A 17,652-nucleotide genomic window follows, 5' to 3' on the forward strand; every position below is an offset into this window, starting at 1 on the left:
CGGGCCGGGAAAGCGCCGCCGCCCGTCTGGCCGGTCGGGGCGGGTGGGCGGGCGCGTCCGCGGACAGTCGGCGCTGGTCAGGCGTAGCCCGCTGCGCCGTTCCGTGCGCGACCGCGCCCGTCGGCGCCGGTCCTGCCCACGGTCGGCGGAGCCCGCTGGCCGGGACGCCGGCTGGCTAGGCTGAGGCGGTGCGCTTCGGGGTGCTGGGTGAGATCGCCGTATGGACGTCGGACGGCGAACCCGTCACCGTGCCCGGCCTGAAGGTTCGTGGTCTCCTGGCTGACCTGCTGGTTCACGAGGGGCGTCGGGTGTCCGCCGACCGCCTGATCGAGGATCTCTGGGGTGACGAGCCGCCGGGCAACGCGCTCGGGGCCCTGCAGACCAAGGTGTCGCAGTTGCGCCGCGCGCTGGAGGCGGCCGAGCCCGGTGGCCGTGCGCTGGTCGAGTCCGGTGACGCCGGCTACCGGCTGCGGACGTCGGCGGAATCGATCGACGCCGTACGCTTCACCGCGCTGTTGGGGCGCTCGCGGGCGCAGCGGGAGCCGGCGCGGCGGGCGGCGACGCTGACCGAGGCGCTGTCGCTCTGGCGGGGTTCCCCGTACGCCGACTTCGGCGACGAGCGGTTCGTCCGCCAGGCGGCCGAGCGGCTCAACGACCAGTACCTGGCCGCGCTGGAGGAGCTGGCCGAGGCGCGGCTGGAGCTTGGCGAGCACCACCTGCTCGCCGGCGAGCTGGCCGACCTGGTCGCCCGCCACCCGTGGCGCGAGCGGCTACGGGCCGCGCACGTGCGCGCCCTGTACGGCTCGGGACGCCAGCGTGACGCCCTGGCCGCCTACGAGCAGTTCCGCCGGCAACTGCGCGACGAACTGGGCATCGACCCCGGGCAGGAACTGGCCGAGCTGCACCGGGCGATCCTGCGCCAGGACCCGGCGCTCCAGCCGGCGGCGCCACCGCCGAATCCGGCCCGAACCAACCTGCCGGCGCCCCTGTCGCCCGGTCCGTACGGCGGGCTGATCGGCCGCGACGAGGCCGTCGAAGCGGTACGGGAGCGCCTGACGAACGGGCGGCTGGTCACCCTGACCGGTCTGGGCGGGGTCGGCAAGACCAGACTGGCGCTCGAGGCCGCGCGGATGCTGGCCGACACCTTCCCCGCCGGCGTGTGGCTCGTCGAGCTGGCCGGCCAGCCGCACTGCGGCGACCCGGCGACCTGCACCGAGATCGTCGACCTGGTGGCGGCGACGCTGGAGATCCGGGACGACAGCCCGCCCGGCGACCGACCGCGCGAGCCGATGGACCGGCTGGTCGCCGCGCTGCGCGATCGGAAGATGCTGTTGCTCCTCGACAACTGCGAGCACGTGGTGGAGCCGATCGCCCAGCTGACCGAGATGCTGCTCGGCGCCGCCGCCGACCTGCGCATCCTGGCGACGAGCCGCGAACCGCTCGGGATCGCCGGCGAGGTGGTCTTCCCGGTGCCGCCGCTGGCCCTGCCGGAGCCCGGCGCCACCGCTGAGCAGATCGTCGAGGCCCCGGCGGTCCGGCTCTTCGTGGCCCGCGCCCGTGCCATCGAGCCCGGGTTCGCCGTCGACCGGGAAGACACGGACGTCATCGCCACCATCTGCCGGCGTCTCGACGGCGTGCCGCTGGCGCTGGAACTGGCCGCGTCCCGGCTGCCGGTGGTCGACCCGAGCGAGCTGGCCGCGCGGCTCGACGACCGCTTCCGGCTGCTCTCCTCCGGCCGGCGCACCGCGCCCCCGCGTCAGCAGGGGCTCCGGGCCATGATCGACTGGAGTTGGGAGCTGCTGCCGCCCCCCGAACGCGCGGTGCTGCGCCGGCTGGCGGTCTTCGCCGACGGCGCCACCCTGGCGACGGCCGAGCAGGTCTGCTCGGGCGGGCAGGTGGCCCCGGACGACCTGCTCGACGTGCTGGCCCGCCTGATCGACCGGTCACTGGTCATGGTGCGGCACGGGGAGAGTCCGCGACGCTACCGGCTGCCGGAGACGGTGGCGGCCTACGGTCTCGAACAGCTCGACAGTGCCGGTGAACTCGCCATCACCCGGCGCCGTTACGCCGCCTGCTTCGCACGGCTCGCCGAGCGGACCGCCGGACGGCTCCGGGGCCACGACCAGAGCCGCGTGCTGGGCGAGCTCGACGCCGAGAACGGCAACCTCCGGGCGGCGCTCGACGTCGCCGCCACCGACGGTTACGCCCGCGCCGGATTGACGCTCGCCACCTCGTTGACCTGGTACCGGCTGCTCCGAGGCCGTTTCGGCGAGCTGGGCCGGTCCCTGCGGACGGCGCTGGACATCGTCCCGACGAGCGAGGAGGAGGTCGCGCCGGACGCCCTTCGCCGCCATGCGGACATGTGGCTGGTCGCCCTCGCCACCCGCGACGGTGACCCGACCGCTCCCCGCCAGCGGGTCCTGGAGAGCTACCCGGATGCCGACGGGCCGGACCGCGCGTTCGCGCAGTGGCTGTTCGCCTCGATGATGCTCGGCTCCGGGGATCCGGGCGAGGCCGCCGTACTGGTCAACGCGGCGTTGGCGGCGTTCCGTGCCCACGGCGACCGGTGGGGCATCGCCGCCGCCTGCGCCACCCGCGCCGACCTCGCGCTCGTCCTCCGCAGCGACCTGTCCGCCGCCGAGCGGGACTGCGAGGTCAGCCGGTCGCTGTTCGGGCAGTTGGGCGACCGCTGGGGTCAGGTGCATCCGACGAGCCTGTTGGGGAGCCTGGCGGAGATCCGCGGCGACTACGACCGCGCCGAGGCGTGGCACCGCGAGGCGCTGCGCATCGCCGAACACCTGCGGCTGTGGACGTTGGTGTCCCGGCAGTTGGCGCACCTCGGTCGGCTGGCGCTGCTGCGGGGCGACCACGACGAAGCCGTCGCCTGGCATGAGCGCGCGCTACGGGTGGCGCAGGAGCAGTCGAGCCGGTCCGCGGCCGCGTTCGCCGGCACCGGGCTGGCGTTGGCGGCGCGGCGGCGCGGCGACCTGGACGCCGCCGAGGCCCGGCAGCGGGACCTGCTCCAGTGGAACCGCCACGCCGGCTACCTGCCGGGCTGTGCGCTCGCGCTGGCCGAGTTGGGGTTCATCGCCGAACACCGCGGTGATGCCGCCCTCGCTGAGCGCCGGCACCGTGAGTCGCTCGACGCGGCGCGCGCCACCGGAGACCAGCGGGCCGTGGCCCTGGCCCTCGAGGGCCTGGCCGGCGCCGCCAGCCTCGACGGTGACCACCGCCGGGCCGCGCGGCTGCTGGGCGCGGCCGGGGCGCTGCGCGAGGCAGCCGGAGCGCCACTGCCGGCCGGCGAGCAGCATGACGTACGGCGCATCACCGCCCGCGTCCGCGAGGCGCTCGGCGGCGAGGAACTCGCTGCCGAGATGAGCCGCGGCCTGCGGCTGGACCTCGACGAACCTGGGCTCGACGGCGTCGGTAAGCCGACGGTCAGCAGCCGGTAAGCCGCCTCGGCACGGTTGATCGGGAACCGAGCCGACCAAGGAGGCAACCATGCAGGCGGACGCCAGAATCGCCGTCATCTACTACTCCGCCACCGGCACCGTGCACCGACTCGCGCGGGCATTCGTCGACGGCGCCGCCGACGCCGGCGCGGAGGTGCGCCTGCGCCGGGTGGCGGAGCTGGCCCCGGAGCAGGTCGTCGATGCCAAGCCGGAGTGGCGGGCCCACCTCGACGCCACCGCCGACATCCCGCTCGCCACCCTGGACGACCTCCGGTGGGCCAACGGGTACGCCTTCGGCACGCCGACCCGTTTCGGCAACGTCTGCTCCCAGCTGCGCCAGTTCCTCGACACCACCACCGCCCCGTGGCAGGCGGAGGAGCTGGCCGACAAGCCGGCGACCGGCTTCACGGCCACCTACGAGGAACACGGTGGCCAGGAGGCGACCCTGCTCAGCCTCTACCAGACCTTCCACCACTGGGGGTCGATCATCCTGCCCACCGGCTACCTGAACTACGACATCGCGCACGCCGCGGGCGGGAACCCGTACGGCGTCAGCCAGGTGGAGAGCCGCGCCAGCCGGGATCCGGAGTACGCCAAGGCCGTCCTCGAAGCGGCCCGCTTCCAGGGCGCACGCCTGGCCCGCATGGCGGCCGCCGTCGCCGCCGTCCGCGCGGACAGCCGGCTCGGGTAACCCCGGCGGCTCGGCGCCCCACGGGTGTGCCGCCGAGAGCGCCGAGCGACCCAGCGGAACCCTGCCCGGGTAGCGCGACCGCCGTCGAGGGCCGGTCGCGCTACCGGGCCGCGCGGGGGACTACGCCCACCACCGGCTCGGCGGCACGACCTGCGAGACTCGCTGCACACCGGCGACGCTGCGTCCGTGCCGCCAAGCCGGAACCGTCCGCGCCAGGAGGGAGCGAACGGCCATGACCCGACGAGCCGAGCGCCGCCACGACGAACCCGCGGGCACCGGTGCGGCCACCGCGTCGCGGAGCGGACGGTCTCGACGGAGGCGCCTCGGTCGCCCCGACATCGCCGCGCACGCCGGGCTGTTCGGCGTCCCGCCGGCCGCCGCGCACGAGCTCGGGGTGACCTTCCTCGGGGTCGCGACGCTTCTGCTGGACGACGGCCGGACGGCGATCATGACCGACGGCTTCTTCTCCAGACCCTCCCTGCTCAAGGTCGGCCTCGGCCGGATCGGTCCGAACGACAGCCGGATCGACGCTGCGCTGACCCGGCTGCGGCTCGGCCCACCGCCGGCTGGTTGCCGACTCGCCGCCGTGATCCCGGTACACACCCACTTCGACCACGTCATGGACTCGGCGGTGGTCGCACAGCGAACCGGGGCGGTGCTGGTCGGCAGCGAGTCGGCGGCAAACGTCGGACGTGGCGCCGGCCTCGCCGCGGACCGGATCCACGTGGTGAGAACGTCCAGACCCGTCACGTACGGCAGCTTCACGCTGACCTTCGTCGCCTCGGCGCACTGCCCTCCCGACCGGTTCCCGGGGACCATCACGGCGCCCGTCGTCCCGCCCGTCCGGGCAGCCGCCTACAGGTGTGGTGAGGCCTGGTCGGTCCTGGTCGAGCACACCAGCGGACGGACGGCTCTCGTCCAGGGCAGCGCCGGGTTCGTCCCCGGCGCGCTGGACGGCCAACGCGCCGACGTCGCATACCTGGGAGTCGGTCAGTTGGGCGTGCTGGACGAGGCGTACGTCAGGGCCTACTGGCGGCACACCGTCGAGGCGGTCGGAGCCCGGCGGGTGATCCTCATCCACTGGGACGACTTCTTCCGCTCGCTGGATCAGCCACTACGGGCGCTGCCCTACCTGGGTGACAACCTCGACGTCACCATCGGGATCCTCCGGCAACTGGCGGAAGCGCAGGGCGTGGCGCTGCGGATGCCCACCGTCTGGCGGCGAGAGGACCCGTGGACCGCACTGCCGTAGTCGGGTCGACCGGGACGTACGCCGGTCGCTAGGGCTTCCATCCGGGGTCGCGGCCGGTGAGCCCGAGGACCTGGTCGAGCAGGGAAGCGCCGGCGGGCCGGGTGATCGACGGCCCGAACAGGCCGGGGGTGCCGTCGCTGCTCGCCTGCTGGGACACCAGGCGGTGGACCGTCTCGACCGTCCGGTGGTCGACGTCGTAGGACTGCCCGGTCGCGCTGGCGAGATCCCACCCGTGGACGACCAGTTCGTTCAGCGCGACGATGCCCATGATCTCGGCCGGCAGGACCACCCCGCCGGCCGCCGTCTCGCCCGTCCAGGCGCCCGGTGCGCGCCACGCGGCGACCAACTCGTCGAGCCGCACCGGCAGTCGGCTGCGCCACCGCGGGTCGAGGTTGGCGACCGAGGGATCCCCCGGGCCGCCCGGTGCGGCGTCGGAGCCCTTCTCGGCGGCCGTGCGGAACGCGACCGTCAGCCCCATCAGGTGGTCGAGCAGATCGCCGACCGTCCATCTCGCGCACGGAGTGGGGGAGGTGAGCTGGTCGTCGGTGACCCCGGGCAGCAGCGCCTCCAACGCGCGCGCCGCGGGCTCGAAATCCACCCTGTCGTTACGGTCGGTCATCTGGCTTCCCTCCGTCGCGGACACCTTCCAGACGGTACGCGGCCGGACCGACAAGACAGCTCGCTCGGGCATGCTGCTGGTGACCACCGATCACCCTCTCGGGCACGGCGGGCCGGATCGGCGGCCCGCCGATCCGCTACGGCGCCGTCGGACGATCCAGCTGCCGGTCAGGCGGGCAGTTCGGGGAGAGGACCGGCGGCGACCAGCGCGGCGAGCGTGCGGGGCTGGTCGCCGTCGCTGTGCCCGAGGACGACGGCGAGGCGCCGGTCCGGTGCCTGGTCGGGCGTCCAGACGTGCAGGTCGCCGTAGAGATCCTGCCGGAGCAGCGCGTCGTAGACCGGCGGACGGTCGGCCAGCGGGTTCCGGATGAGGTGGTCGATGGTGAGGACGCGGTGCCGGCCCCACCGCTCGTCCAACGTCGCGGTCACGGTGGCCAGGTGTCGATCGCCGGCTTCCAGTTGCTCGGTCCACTCCGGGTCCCGCAGGCCGGTGAGGTCCGGTCCCTCCCACAGCGGAGCGAGGACGAAGCCGGCGGCACGGGTGGCCAGCCACTCGCCGGTGTGCGGGTCGGGGTCGACCAGGGTGGGGTGGCCCGCGGACGGGATCGGCCCGGTCAGGAGCGCCGCGATGGCCCCGAGGGCCCGGGATGCGTCGAAGGCGAGGCCACGAACGACGGTCACGGCACCCATCCTCACCGCAGGCCGCCGAATTGCCCAGACAAATCCGGGGCCGGCCTCTACCCTTCCGGGCATGGATTTCGATGATCTTCCACGCGCCGAGTTCGCGTTTCCTGGGCCGTTGCGGGACAAGCTGGTGAGCGCGATCCTGTCCGGCGCGAAGACCTCCACCACCGGGCTGCTGGTCGGGTACGAACGCGCGAACGAGCCGCTGCCCGAGGTCGGCCAGCGGTCGGCGGTGGTGGACTCCGCGGACCGGCCGGTCGCGGTGATCGAGGTGACCGAGGTGCGGGTGATCCCACTCGCCGACGTCGACCTGCGGCACGCTCTGGACGAGGGCGAGGGAGACGAGTCGGTGGCACAGTGGCGGGCCGGGCACGAGGCGTTCTGGCACAGCCCGGAGGTGCGCGCGGAGTTGGGCGACCCGGGTTTCACCGTCGACGACGACACCCTCGTGGTGGCCCAGCGGTTCCGGCTGGTGCACACCGTCTGAGCGGACTGGCCGTCCCGCAGATACGACACAGGGTGTCAGGTTTTCGGCGGAGAATGCCCTCACCGGCCGGCGTCGACGACGAGCGTGACGCGGCCCCGGATGGATGAGGACCTCAATGCGCGAAACCCCCGAAGAGCTCACCACGCTGCAGGCGCTGCTCGACGCGTCGCTGTCGCGTTCCACCGCTCACCTTCGCTCCATCGTCGTCGAGCGCACCATGACCGCGGAGCAGCTCACCCGGGTCCTGACCGGAATGTGCACGCTCGCCCTGTCGACCGTGACGGCGAAGGGCGAGCCACGGATCAGCGGGGCGGACGGGCACTTCCTGCACGGCAGGTGGCACTTCGGTACGGCGCGTGACGCCGCCAAGGCCCGGCACCTCGCCGCCCGCCCCGCCGCCAGCGTCGCCCACCTGCGCGGCGAGGACCTGGGCGTGTTCACGCACGGGACGGTGGAGATCCTCAACCCCCGCGACGGCGAGCCGGCCGCGGACTGGCCGGATCTGCTCGCGTACTTCAAGGACTACTACGGCGCCGACGCCTTCGACTGGGACAACGACGTGGTCTACTACCGGCTGCACCCGCACTGGATGACCGTCTACGCCCCCGACGTCGACAAGCTCATCGCCACCTCGTGAGCGGGCCCGCGGCGGCCCGACCCGCGGGGCCGCGCGGGACGTCGACCGATAACCGGTGGCTTATCCGGCGGTTCGATTTTTGGCGTTGTTCCCGCCGGCGGTCGGAGCGATCGTTGGTCCCATGCCCGAAGCCTTGATCAGCGTCGTCGCGGTGCCGGTCCACCCCCGGCGTCGCGGTGACACGCCCTGCCTGTCCCGACGGTGGTCCAGGACGTCGGACCCGCCCGTTGTTCCCGTAAGGAGCCCGCCGCCCCCGAGCCGAACCGCTCGGCGAACACGCCTCGTCGGCGCGACACCAGGGACACCGAAACGATGAAGAACCGACCTCCCACCAGCGACCACGGCGGGAAAGCCGCGCCCCTGCAACGGGCACCACCGCCTGGCGGCGCCCGGCACCGCCGGGGCGCGTGCGGCTCCAGGAGTATCCGGCGCCAGGACGACCCGCAATCGTGCCTCGGGAGGACTGCCGGCCGGCGATCCACGGGGCACGACGCCGGGTGGACCGGCACCGTGCTACCGACCTGCGCCGCCGGGGGTCTACTCGTCCGGCCGGCCTTCGCGCAGTTGCACGATGGCCGAGGCGATGAGTGCCACCAGCGGGTCGTCGTCTCGCGTCAGTTGCCGCAGGACGTCCAGCGCGACGGTTCCCGGCATCTCGGCGAGGGCCTGGGTCAGTCGCATCCGTACCGCCCGGTCCGCGGTGGGGCCGGCGAGTTCGTCGAGCAGCGCGCCCACGATCCGATCCGCCCACGCCGTGTCCCGCGCCAACGTACCCAGGACCTCGGCCGCCTCGACATCGTTCGGGCCCTCGACGACCATGCCGACGAGCGTCGGGACGGCTCGGGTCACGCCGCGTGCGCCCACGGCGAGAGCGGCCTGTCGGCGGATCGTCGGGTCGGTGTCACCGAGGGCGTCGGTGAGCACCGCTGTCGCCTCGTCCCCGGGTAGCTCGGTTAGCGCCAGGACCGCGCGCCGCCGGACGTCGACGTCGGCGGAGCGCATGCCGGACGCGAGGGCCGTCACCCGGTCACCGCCGGCCCGCGCGAGGGCCCATCGCAGGGCCCCGGCGACGTTCGGATCGGATTCGGTGAGGACCGCCCTGGCCAACAGCTCGGCGGGAACCGACGCGGGTTCGCCCGGGGCCAGGACGGCCTGCTGGCGCCGCGCGGCACTCCGCGAACCCAGTCCGTGCAGGAGAGCGACGATCCGCGCGACGTCCTGCCAGCCGACGGGCTCGGCCGCATCGACGGTACGGAGCCGATCGAGCAGTTCGCGCTCCCGGTTCAGCCGTTCCTCGGTCTTCCGGACGAGGTCGCCGACCAGTGCGGACGGGGTGAATCCGGGATCGTCGAGGGTGCGGGCGACCTCCCGCAGCGACAGTCCCAGCGACCGCAGGCCCTCCACGTAGAAGATCCGCCGGATGTCCTCCGGGGTGTACTCCCGGTAGCCGCCCACCGTGCGGCCCGTCGGCCGGACCAGCCCGAGGGAGTCGTAGTGTCGCAGCATCCGGGCGCTCACCCCCGAGCGGCGCGCCACCTCACCGATCAGCACCCGGTGTCTCCTCCGGCCGGGGACCGAGCGCGACGACCCGTACCGCTTCGTCGACGGCGAGGTCGAACCCGGCATCCGGGTCGCGGAGGAGCCGCTCGGTGGCGCTGGCATGGGCGCGCACAGTCGGGTCGTGATGGGTCATCGCCCGTCGCAGGATCGGCTCGACCACGTCGCCGAGTGCGACCAGGGCGCGGCTCAAGCTCAGCCGTACCTCCCGGTCGCCGCGACCGAAGTGCGTCGCGAGTGCGGCGGCCAGCGCCTCCTTCTCCTCCTCGGGCACGAGGACGACCGCGGCGCGCCACGCGGTCCGCGCGACCTCGTCATCGGGGTCGTGCAGCAACGACGGCGTGATCGCGGGCCACGCGGTCCGGTCCCCGATCTTGGACAGGGTGTGCAACGCCTGGCTACGGGCCTGGGCACGCGCGGAGCGGAGTTCCGCGCGCAGCCTCGGCACCGTGACCTCCGGCGGAAGACGGGTCAGCGCCCAGGTGAGCATGTCGCGCACGAAGAAGTTCGGCTCGACCGCGCACCGGGTCACGAGCACATCCACGAAACCGGGCTCGGGATGCGTACCGATGGCCAGGGCCGCCTTCAGTCGCGTCGACGCGCTCCCCGCGGCCAGGGCGTCGAGCAGGCGGCTGTGCCGGTTGTTCCGGTCTGTCGGGTCGATGGGGACCACCTCCGACCGCCAGTCAAGACCTTGTCACAGTGACAATGTCAAGACTGCGTGGAATGCTGCCCCCGCACGATGCCGTCCGGCCGGATGGTCATGGGCAGCGGACGATCTGCCCGGCGTACGACAGCCCTCCGCCGAAGCCCAGCAGCAGCACCGGTGCACCGGGCTGGAGCTCTCCGCGCCGGAGCAGTTTCGACAGCGCGATCGGGATGCTCGCCGCCGAGGTGTTGCCCGATTCGGTGACGTCGCGGGCGACGACCGCCGTCGTCGCCCCGATCCGCTGTGCGACCGGCTCGATGATGCGCATGGCGGCGTCGAGCAGCGCGTCCGGATCGGTGGCGCCGGTCGCGAGGGTGAGGCTGCCCCAGCCATCCCGGTGCGCGTCGAGGCGCCGGCGGACATCCGCCGGCTCACCGACACCCTGATGGCCACCATCCAGTCCCTCACCTGTCAGGAGTACGTGCAGCACTACGCCCGGACCTGACCGCGACACAGCTGTCCCGCAGCGCCGGGTGACGCTGCTGCTCGGGCACGGCGGCACCGGGGTCGGCGACCCGCCGTGCGACGGGCCCGAGCCGCCGCCGCGGCTGTTCCTCCCGGTTCGGGCTGGGGCGGTTGGACCGCGCCCGGGCCCCGGCTCCCGTTCGTCCCGGCTGGGCGTGGGTGGGCACCGGCGGGGACCGCCGCGCCGGCTGGCCCCGCTCCGAGCTTCCTGGCGTCGGCGGCCGGCGTCGCCGCGCCGTTGGCGGTGATCGGGCGGGGCATGCCGGGAGTTCGTCCGGGTATCCGCCGATGGTGACCTTCTCGATCGCCGCGCGGTGTCCGCGTACCGGCCAGCTCGGGGTGGGCGCCCTGACGGCCAGGCCCGCGGTGGGCAAGCTCGTCGCACACGTCCAGTCCGGGGGTGGCGCGGTGGCGACGCAGGCCACCCCCAACCCGTTCCTGGCCTACGACGGCCTACCGCTGCTCCGCGAGGGCCGCGCGCCGCGGGACGTGCTGACCGAGCTGCTGGCCCGGGACCCGGGGCGGGAGGTGCGGCAGGTCGGCATGGTCGACCACCAGGGTCGCTCGCACGCCTTCACCGGCTCGCGCACCGTCGAGTGGGCGGGGCACCACACCGGGCCGGGTTACGCGGTACAGGGCAACCGCCTGGTGGGCCCGGAGACCCTCGCGGAGATCGTCCGGGTGTTCGAGGAGAGTCGCGAGCTCGACCTGGCGGAGCGGCTGGTGCTGGCCATCGAGGCCGGCGAGGAGGCCGGCGGTGACCGGCACGGCGCCCGGTCGGCGACCGTGACGGTGAGCTGCGATCAGCCGTACCCGCTCTGGGACATGCGGGTCGACGACGCCGAGCATCCGGCCCGGGAACTGCGCCGGCTGCACGGCGTCTTCCGGGAGGAGGTGTTCCCGACCATCCAGCGACTGCCCACCCGGGAGGACCCCATGGGCGAGGGCGCCCGGCAGGCGCTCGGGTAGCCCTCGGGACCGCCTGACGGGACAGCGACCTACGTGTCGTGCTGCCGGCGCACCATCTCGCTGATCCAGATGGGCGCGAACGGGGACGTGCAGCCCGGGGGAGTCGGGTAGTCCTTGAGCACCTCCAGGCGCTCACCGATAGCGATCGCCCGGGCGCGGTGCTCGGCGTGGTCGATCCCGATCTGGGCCAGGCAGTGGTTCATCGCCCACTGGAGGCGATCCGGGGCGTCCTTCATCTCCGCCTCGATGACGTCGAGCAGGCCGGCGAGATCGAGGCCCTCGGGCTTCCTCGACACCCGTTCGGTGGTCAGCGCCCAACCCGCGCTCCGCACCACCGGATCCGGATCCGCGGACCAGGCCAGGCGCAGCTCCTCGGCGTGCGGGTTCTTCTTCACCACGTAGTTCACGAGCCAGTCGTGCACCTTGGGTGTGCGGGCCCCGCGCAGCATGACGTCCAACTCGTCACGCGCGAACGCCTTCGGGCGGCAGATCAGGATCGCCAGGAGTTTCGCCGCGGTGTCGTCGGTTGCCCAGAGCTGGCGCGCGAGTTCCTGCTGGGTCTTCAGCCGCTTGGCGAGCGCGCGCAGCTTGCCGAGGTTCACACCGTGATCGTCACCGTGCTTCTCGTTCACCGCGCGTGCCTTCGGGTCCTCCAGCTCGGCCAGCTCGGCCAGCACGTCGGCGACCGTCGTCCCGCTCAGCGTCGTCTCGGCCACCTCAGCCTCCTGTCCGTCATCCGCGAGATGCAGCCTACGACGGAAGTCCGCCCCGGTCGTACCCGTCGATCCGGGGCGGTTGCGACGCGCTGTCGGAACCTGGCTCGCGCCGCCCATCGAGGGCGGGCGGTGAACCGCCCGCCGGGACCGGTCCGGCCGGCGCCCCGGCGCCCCCGATCCGTCTCCGTCCCGGGTGACGCGATCGGGTGGGGTGCGGGCATGTCGGCGGTCGGGGCGGGCAGGACCCACTGGTATGGGTGGCGTGCTGGGCGAACGGTGGCTGTCGGAGGCGGTGGACCTGCTGGTGCGGGTGGTGGAGGCCGCCGGCGCCCTGGTCATCTTCGTCGGCGCCATGGTGGCGCTGGTGCGTTTCGTCGTCGTCGGGCTCCGGGATCGGCGCAGCCGCGCGTTCGTGCCGGTACGACTCGGCCTGGGCCGGTTCCTGGCCCTGGGCCTGGAGTTCCAGCTCGCCTCCGACATCCTCCGCACGGCCATCGCGCCCACGCTGCGGGAGATCGCCGAACTGGCCGCCGTCGCGGCGATCCGGACCGCGTTGAACTTCTTCCTCGCCCGGGAGATCCGGCAGGAGCGCCGCGAACTCACCGAGGCCGGCCACCCCCGCCACGTCGACCCGGCCCACCCCGGCGGTCACCCGGCGTGACGACACTCCTCGGGTACGCCTCCCTCGCCTGCGTCGCGGCGGGCCTCGTCTCGGCCGCGGTGGTGCTGCTGGTGTCCCGCAGCGGCCGGCTGGCCCTCCAGGCCGCCCTCGACCTGTGGGTGGCCGCGGGCCTGCTGCGGCTGACCATGCCGCCGGAGTGGGAGCACCTGCTCGGCGCGGCCGCGATCATCGCGATCCGCCAGCTGGCCGGGGCGGCACTGGCACACCGCGCGGACCGGGAGGCGGGCGGGACGGGCGGTGTCGTCCGGCCGCCGCTCGGACCGTAGGCCCCCGCCGGCACACGCCCCCGAGGTGGTGACGGCCACGCGGTCGAGGACCGGCCGCAGCGGTCACCGCGGCGATCACGCCGGCCCTCGCCGTGGTCGGCGCGACCGGTGGCGCCTAACTGGGTGGTCCCGTCGGGGTGGGTCGGCGACCATGGTCGGCATGGCAGGGGACCGGGCATGAGATTGCCGCTCCAGGGCGGCCTGCCTCCGGTGGAGACCGTCGCCGGCACGGCGGTGGAGATCGCCTGTGACGAATCGGGGTTCTCCGGCACCAACCTGCTCGATCCCGCCACCCCCGTGATCACCCACGCGAGTGTCGACCTGAGCGGCGGGGAGGCGGCCGAGCTGATCGCGACACTGCGCTCCGGCTTCCGGTTCTCGCCGGACGAGGTGAAGTCCCGGCAGTTCCTCCGCCGGCCACAGGCGGGCGAGGCACTGGAGTGGTTCCTGGTGGCGCTGCGCGGCCGGGCACACGTCCACCTGGTCGACAAGCAGTACTTCCTCGTCACCCGCATCGTCGACCTGCTGCTGACCGAGCCGTCCTACGCGGCCGGGACCCGCCTGACCCAGGAGCACCGGCCGGCCGCCCTCGCCCTGTACCGGGCCGGACGCTCGGCCGGGTCCGACTGGGCGGCCTTCCTCGCGGCCTTCGTCGAGATGCTCCGGACCAAGGGGCGGCACCGGCCGGATCAGCGGACCGTCGACCGGTTCTTCCAGGCCCGGGACGCGCTGGTACGACCCGGGTTGGGCGCGCCGGCCGAGGCCGTCCTCCACCGCCTCAGCCGCACCCGGGTGCGCACCCTCCTCGGCAGGCTGAGCGACGAGGACCGGTCGATCCCGCCACCGCTGGAGCCGATGCTGCCGGCGCTGGCCGAGACCGTCCTGTTCTGGAGCGGCGGGGTGCGGCGGGTGCTGGTGATCCACGACGAGCAGAGCGCGCTGACCGCCGACCGCTTGCGCCGCCTCCAGCAGGTGCTGGCCGAGGGGGCCGGGCTGTCGCCGGGCGGGGGGTCGCCGCTGGCCGGGCTGGTGATGGTCGACTCGCGGGACGACCCGCGGGTCCAGGTCGCCGACCTGCTCGCCGGGGTGGCCCGGCGGCTGCCGGGGATCGTCGACGACGGCCCGCTCCAACCGTTGCTCTCGCCGACCTCACTGCGCGATCCGGTCCGAAACGCCCTGCCGACCTGACCGCGCGGGTTCTCCGGGGACCAGCCGGCCGGGCCGGAGCGCGAAATCGCGTTCCGGTCCGCCGGTCGTCGGACCGGTGCGACGATGGGCGCGTGCCAGCCCCGCCGGCGCCCCGGCGCCGGTCGACCTGAACCGGCAGGTGGAGAGCATGCCCAACGACAAGGAAATTCGTCCCTTCCGGCTCGACACGCCGGACGAGGCGATCACCGACCTGCGCCGCCGGATCGCGGCCACCCGCTGGCCCACCCGGGAGCTGGTCGACGATCGTTCCCAGGGCGTGCAGTTGGCGACGGTCCAGGAGCTGGCCCGCTACTGGTCGACCGATCACGACTGGCGTGCCTTCGAGGCGAGGCTGAACGCCCTGCCGCAGTACACGACCCTGATCGACGGCGTCGAGATCCACTTCATCCACGTGCGGTCGCCGCACGAGGACGCGCTGCCGCTGATCATGACGCACGGCTGGCCGGGCTCGGTCGCCGAGCTGCTCGGGGTCGTCGGCCCGCTCACCGACCCGACCGCGCACGGCGGACGGGCCGAGGACGCCTTCCACCTGGTGCTGCCGTCCCTGCCCGGCTACGGCTTCTCCGGCGAGCCGACCGAACTCGGCTGGGAGAACGGCCGGATCGCCGGCGCGTGGGCGGAGCTGATGGCCCGCCTCGGCTACTCGCGCTACGTCGCCCAGGGGGGCGACGTGGGCGCCGCCGTGACGGACGCGATGGGCCGCATGGCACCCGAGGGGCTGCTCGGCATCCACGTCAACCTGCTCGCCGGGGCGATCGGGCTCAAGGACCGGCTGCCGGCGAACTCCGATCAGGAACGCGCGGCGCACGACGCGCTCAACATGTTCACGACGGACGGCTTCGGCTACTTCCTGGAGCAGTCCACCCGGCCGCAGACGATCGGCTACTCGCTGCTGGATTCACCCGTCGGGCTGGCGGCCTGGATGCTGGACCACGACACGGACAGCTACTACAAGATGTCCCGGGCCCTGGTCGACAAGCAGCCGACGGGTGGCCTCACCCGGGACAGCATCGTCGACAACATCACGCTGTACTGGCTGACCGGCACCGGCGCCTCGTCCGCCCGGTGGTACTGGGAGTTCGGGCGGTTCCGGGCCGCGATGGGCGGCCAGGCTCCGCCGCCGGTCAGGGTTCCGGTCGGCTTCACCGTGTTCCCCGGTGAGATCTGGGCTTCGCCGCGCAGCTGGGTGGAGACGGTCTACCCCGGCCTCGCGTACTTCAACGAGGTCGACAGGGGCGGCCACTTCGCCGCCTGGGAGGAGCCCGAGCTGTTCGCGGCCGAGATGCGGGCCGCCTTCGGGCCGCTGCGGACGTCCTGAGCCCGCGCCGGATCGCGCCCCCGGCGGTCGTCCGCCACCGCTGACGGGCGACCGCCGGATCCGGGCACGGCTGCGGGCGGGGAAGGTGCGAGCCGCCGCGTCAGGCTCCCTTGACCCAGTCGAGGCTGAACCGGGCGAAGTAGATGCCTCCGCTGTTGCCGACCTCGTAGAGGTTGCCGACCGTCCCGTCGGAGAGCACGGCCATCGTCGAGTAGCCGGCGCCGCCCGGCTTGAGCAGCGCGCGGGCCGGCCAGGTGGCGCCGTCGTCGGTGGACATCCGTACGGTGAGGTCGTTGCGTGCCGTCGGGTGCGCGTTGTTGCTGAACAGCGCGGTACGGGTGCGCACCGGCGCCCCGTTCGCGCCCACCTCCGACGGGCGCAGGTAGGACAGCTCGTCGGCGTTGCACAGCGGATCGGTGAGCACCGGGCTGGCCGACGCGGGGCCGAACGTCGCGCCGCCGTCGGTGGAGGTGGCGTAGAAGCGGCTGCGGGTCGAGTTGTGGCGCATGTTCTGCACGACCGCTCCGGTGCCGCGCTCGATCGCCTTGCTCTCGTTGACGGTCCCGCCGGCTGACCCGCCGCGCCGCCAGGTCACGCCGTGGTCGTCGCTGTAGACGTTGCCGGCATGGCTGGTGCCCGCCGCGTCCCGGTAGACGATCGGCTGGATCAGCCGTCCGGTGCTGGTCTGGATGCCGTGGCCGGAGGAGAAGAACACCTGCTGCCACGCCGGGTCCTTGAGCACCGGGTTCAGCTCCACCGGCGCGCTCCAGGTGGCGCCGTCGTCCCTGCTGGTGATGTACCGCAGGTGCAGGCTGTTCGGGTCGTCCGCGGTGTTGACCCCGGACCCGCCCGACCAGAAGCTGACACCCGGCCGGGGGGAGTAGGTGAAGAAGCAGTAGACGACGCCGGTGCCGCGGTCCACCAGCAGGCTGGGATCGCCCGCTCCCTCCCGGGTGGTGGCGGGGGCGTGGATGACGCGCGGCTGGTCGAAGGTACGGCCGCCGTCGGTGCTGCGGACCATGGCGATCTGGATGTTGTTGGTGCCGCCGCCCAGGTCGTACGAGCCGTCGACGCGCGCGTCGGCGACGGCGATGACCGTGCCGTTGTTGGTGACCGCCATGCCCGGGATGCGGACCGAGGCGGCGGTGCCGTCGTAGCGGCCGTTGGCGCCGTTCAGGTTGCGGATGACGGTCTGCGTGGTGAGCAGGGTGGTGGTGGTCATCTGCGGGGTGCCGGCCGCCATGCCGCAGGCGGCCACACCCCGCTGCGTGGTGTCGAAGCCCGCCGCGGTGACCCGCAGGCTGTAGGGGGTGCCGGCGGCGACCGTCCAGTAGTGCAGGACGTTGCCCCCGGCGGCGACCGTGCGGGTCCACGGTGAGCCGGTGCGGCCGGGCCACGTGACGGTGAAGTCCCGGGCGGTCGTGGTGCGGTTCTCCAGCACCAGTTGCAGCCGGCTGGCCGTGCAGTCGAAGCTGGTCAGCGCGGACATGCCGGTGCCGCAGTGGAAGATGCCGGCGGAGGTGTCGTCCAGCCCGGTCGGGGTGGTCGTCCGCAGGGTGTACGCGGTGCCGGCCGCCAGGGTCCAGTACAGCTGGGTGCTGCCGCCGGCGGGGACCGTCCGGGTCCAGGGCGAGCCGGGACGCCCCGGCCAGGTGACGGTGAAGGTCTGTGCCGTGGTGCCGCGGTTGTCGAGCAGCAGGAGCAGCCGGCTGGCCGGGCAGTCGGCGCTGACCGTCGCGGTGACTCCGGCGGGGGCGGCGTGGGCGGGCGTGCCGGGCAGCATCCCGGCCAGGCACAGGGCGGCGGCCACGACGGCCACCGCCCTGCGCGGTATCGCTCGGACAGCAGACACGGGACTTCCTTCCGGGGGTGGGGCGAAGGAACGAGGGCGAGGATAAGACGTCAGATGTCTGACGTCATGACGCTAAGCCGCCCCGTGC

General features: G+C 73.6%; 16 protein-coding genes and 1 pseudogene. 10 read left to right on the forward strand and 7 right to left on the reverse strand.

Annotated elements, in window-relative coordinates:
- Positions 1 to 188: 188 nt before the first annotated feature.
- From SM577_RS25245 to SM577_RS25255, 3 genes are all read left to right on the forward strand, one after another.
- Positions 189 to 3,452: an AfsR/SARP family transcriptional regulator gene (locus SM577_RS25245; RefSeq protein WP_474588139.1), complete on the forward strand. Its 3,264-nt coding sequence runs from the start codon at positions 189 to 191 to the stop codon at positions 3,450 to 3,452.
- 49 nt (positions 3,453 to 3,501) lie between these two features.
- Positions 3,502 to 4,143, forward strand: coding sequence for an NAD(P)H:quinone oxidoreductase (gene wrbA, locus SM577_RS25250; RefSeq protein ID WP_302917307.1), 642 nt, complete (start codon positions 3,502 to 3,504; stop codon positions 4,141 to 4,143).
- Positions 4,144 to 4,375: 232 nt separating this feature from the next.
- On the forward strand, positions 4,376 to 5,395 hold the full coding sequence (locus tag SM577_RS25255) for an MBL fold metallo-hydrolase (RefSeq protein WP_302917306.1): 1,020 nt from the start codon (positions 4,376 to 4,378) through the stop codon (positions 5,393 to 5,395).
- 28 nt (positions 5,396 to 5,423) lie between these two features.
- On the opposite strand, the gene SM577_RS25260 is transcribed toward SM577_RS25255, so the two are convergent.
- Both SM577_RS25260 and SM577_RS25265 read right to left on the reverse strand, forming a co-directional pair.
- Positions 5,424 to 6,014, reverse strand: coding sequence for a TIGR03086 family metal-binding protein (locus SM577_RS25260; RefSeq protein WP_474588140.1), 591 nt, complete (start codon positions 6,012 to 6,014; stop codon positions 5,424 to 5,426).
- 167 nt (positions 6,015 to 6,181) lie between these two features.
- Positions 6,182 to 6,694: a hypothetical protein gene (locus SM577_RS25265; RefSeq protein ID WP_474588141.1), complete on the reverse strand. Its 513-nt coding sequence runs from the start codon at positions 6,692 to 6,694 to the stop codon at positions 6,182 to 6,184.
- Between the two features lie 70 nt (positions 6,695 to 6,764).
- Between SM577_RS25265 and SM577_RS25270 the strand changes: the two genes are divergently transcribed.
- Both SM577_RS25270 and SM577_RS25275 read left to right on the forward strand, forming a co-directional pair.
- Positions 6,765 to 7,184 carry an ASCH domain-containing protein gene (locus SM577_RS25270; RefSeq protein WP_474581699.1) on the forward strand — a complete coding sequence of 140 codons (420 nt, stop codon included), beginning with the start codon at positions 6,765 to 6,767 and terminating at the stop codon, positions 7,182 to 7,184.
- Between the two features lie 115 nt (positions 7,185 to 7,299).
- The gene (locus tag SM577_RS25275) at positions 7,300 to 7,821 is read left to right on the forward strand and encodes a pyridoxamine 5'-phosphate oxidase family protein (protein ID WP_474588142.1); all 522 of its coding nucleotides are present in this window, start codon (positions 7,300 to 7,302) and stop codon (positions 7,819 to 7,821) included.
- A 537-nt stretch (positions 7,822 to 8,358) separates the two neighbouring features.
- Here the strand turns inward: SM577_RS25275 and SM577_RS25280 are convergent.
- The 3 genes and pseudogenes from SM577_RS25280 to SM577_RS25290 all read right to left on the reverse strand — a co-directional run.
- On the reverse strand, positions 8,359 to 9,372 hold the full coding sequence (locus SM577_RS25280; protein ID WP_474588143.1) for a HEAT repeat domain-containing protein: 1,014 nt from the start codon (positions 9,370 to 9,372) through the stop codon (positions 8,359 to 8,361).
- Positions 9,359 to 10,042 (reverse strand): HEAT repeat domain-containing protein, encoded by a 684-nt coding sequence (locus tag SM577_RS25285; RefSeq protein ID WP_474588189.1) that lies wholly within the window; start codon positions 10,040 to 10,042, stop codon positions 9,359 to 9,361. Before SM577_RS25285 ends, SM577_RS25280 begins: the two co-directional genes overlap by 14 nt.
- Before the next feature lie 97 nt (positions 10,043 to 10,139).
- Positions 10,140 to 10,361 (reverse strand): annotated as a pseudogene (locus SM577_RS25290) (3-oxoacyl-[acyl-carrier-protein] synthase III C-terminal domain-containing protein); the annotation flags it as partial.
- A 482-nt stretch (positions 10,362 to 10,843) separates the two neighbouring features.
- Here SM577_RS25290 and SM577_RS25295 point away from each other — a divergent pair.
- On the forward strand, positions 10,844 to 11,521 hold the full coding sequence (locus SM577_RS25295) for a DUF1028 domain-containing protein (RefSeq protein ID WP_474581701.1): 678 nt from the start codon (positions 10,844 to 10,846) through the stop codon (positions 11,519 to 11,521).
- A gap of 29 nt (positions 11,522 to 11,550) precedes the next feature.
- On the opposite strand, the gene SM577_RS25300 is transcribed toward SM577_RS25295, so the two are convergent.
- Positions 11,551 to 12,237, reverse strand: coding sequence for a DNA alkylation repair protein (locus SM577_RS25300; protein WP_474581702.1), 687 nt, complete (start codon positions 12,235 to 12,237; stop codon positions 11,551 to 11,553).
- Positions 12,238 to 12,490: 253 nt separating this feature from the next.
- On the opposite strand from SM577_RS25300, the gene SM577_RS25305 reads away from it, so the two are divergent.
- The 4 genes from SM577_RS25305 to SM577_RS25320 all read left to right on the forward strand — a co-directional run bounded on the left by SM577_RS25305 (position 12,491) and on the right by SM577_RS25320 (position 15,712).
- Entirely contained in the window at positions 12,491 to 12,898 is a 408-nt protein-coding gene (locus tag SM577_RS25305; RefSeq protein ID WP_302917298.1) for a DUF1622 domain-containing protein, read from the forward strand.
- The gene (locus tag SM577_RS25310) at positions 12,895 to 13,185 is read left to right on the forward strand and encodes a DUF1622 domain-containing protein (protein WP_302917297.1); all 291 of its coding nucleotides are present in this window, start codon (positions 12,895 to 12,897) and stop codon (positions 13,183 to 13,185) included. The genes SM577_RS25305 and SM577_RS25310 overlap by 4 nt, the downstream gene beginning before the upstream one ends.
- A 177-nt stretch (positions 13,186 to 13,362) precedes the next feature.
- Complete coding sequence (locus SM577_RS25315) at positions 13,363 to 14,373, forward strand: DUF3800 domain-containing protein (RefSeq protein WP_474588144.1); 1,011 nt, start codon at positions 13,363 to 13,365, stop codon at positions 14,371 to 14,373.
- 148 nt (positions 14,374 to 14,521) lie between these two features.
- Positions 14,522 to 15,712, forward strand: a complete 1,191-nt coding sequence (locus SM577_RS25320) for an epoxide hydrolase family protein (protein WP_474588145.1) — start codon at positions 14,522 to 14,524, stop codon at positions 15,710 to 15,712.
- 100 nt (positions 15,713 to 15,812) lie between these two features.
- On the opposite strand, the gene SM577_RS25325 is transcribed toward SM577_RS25320, so the two are convergent.
- Complete coding sequence (locus SM577_RS25325; protein WP_474581705.1) at positions 15,813 to 17,564, reverse strand: exo-alpha-sialidase; 1,752 nt, start codon at positions 17,562 to 17,564, stop codon at positions 15,813 to 15,815.
- Positions 17,565 to 17,652: the final 88 nt, after the last annotated feature.

It is taken from the genome of Micromonospora desertarenae (assembly GCF_056150265.1).

Bases quoted from the DNA above. Each gene is read 5' to 3' on its own strand.
- wrbA (WP_302917307.1), top strand. From the start codon at position 3,502: ATGCAGGCGGACGCCAGAATCGCCGTCATCTACTACTCCGCCACCGGC.
- SM577_RS25255 (WP_302917306.1), top strand. From the start codon at position 4,376: ATGACCCGACGAGCCGAGCGCCGCCACGACGAACCCGCGGGCACCGGT.
- SM577_RS25260 (WP_474588140.1), bottom strand. From the start codon at position 6,014: ATGACCGACCGTAACGACAGGGTGGATTTCGAGCCCGCGGCGCGCGCG.
- SM577_RS25270 (WP_474581699.1), top strand. From the start codon at position 6,765: ATGGATTTCGATGATCTTCCACGCGCCGAGTTCGCGTTTCCTGGGCCG.
- SM577_RS25275 (WP_474588142.1), top strand. From the start codon at position 7,300: ATGCGCGAAACCCCCGAAGAGCTCACCACGCTGCAGGCGCTGCTCGAC.
- SM577_RS25305 (WP_302917298.1), top strand. From the start codon at position 12,491: ATGGGTGGCGTGCTGGGCGAACGGTGGCTGTCGGAGGCGGTGGACCTG.
- SM577_RS25315 (WP_474588144.1), top strand. From the start codon at position 13,363: ATGAGATTGCCGCTCCAGGGCGGCCTGCCTCCGGTGGAGACCGTCGCC.
- SM577_RS25320 (WP_474588145.1), top strand. From the start codon at position 14,522: ATGCCCAACGACAAGGAAATTCGTCCCTTCCGGCTCGACACGCCGGAC.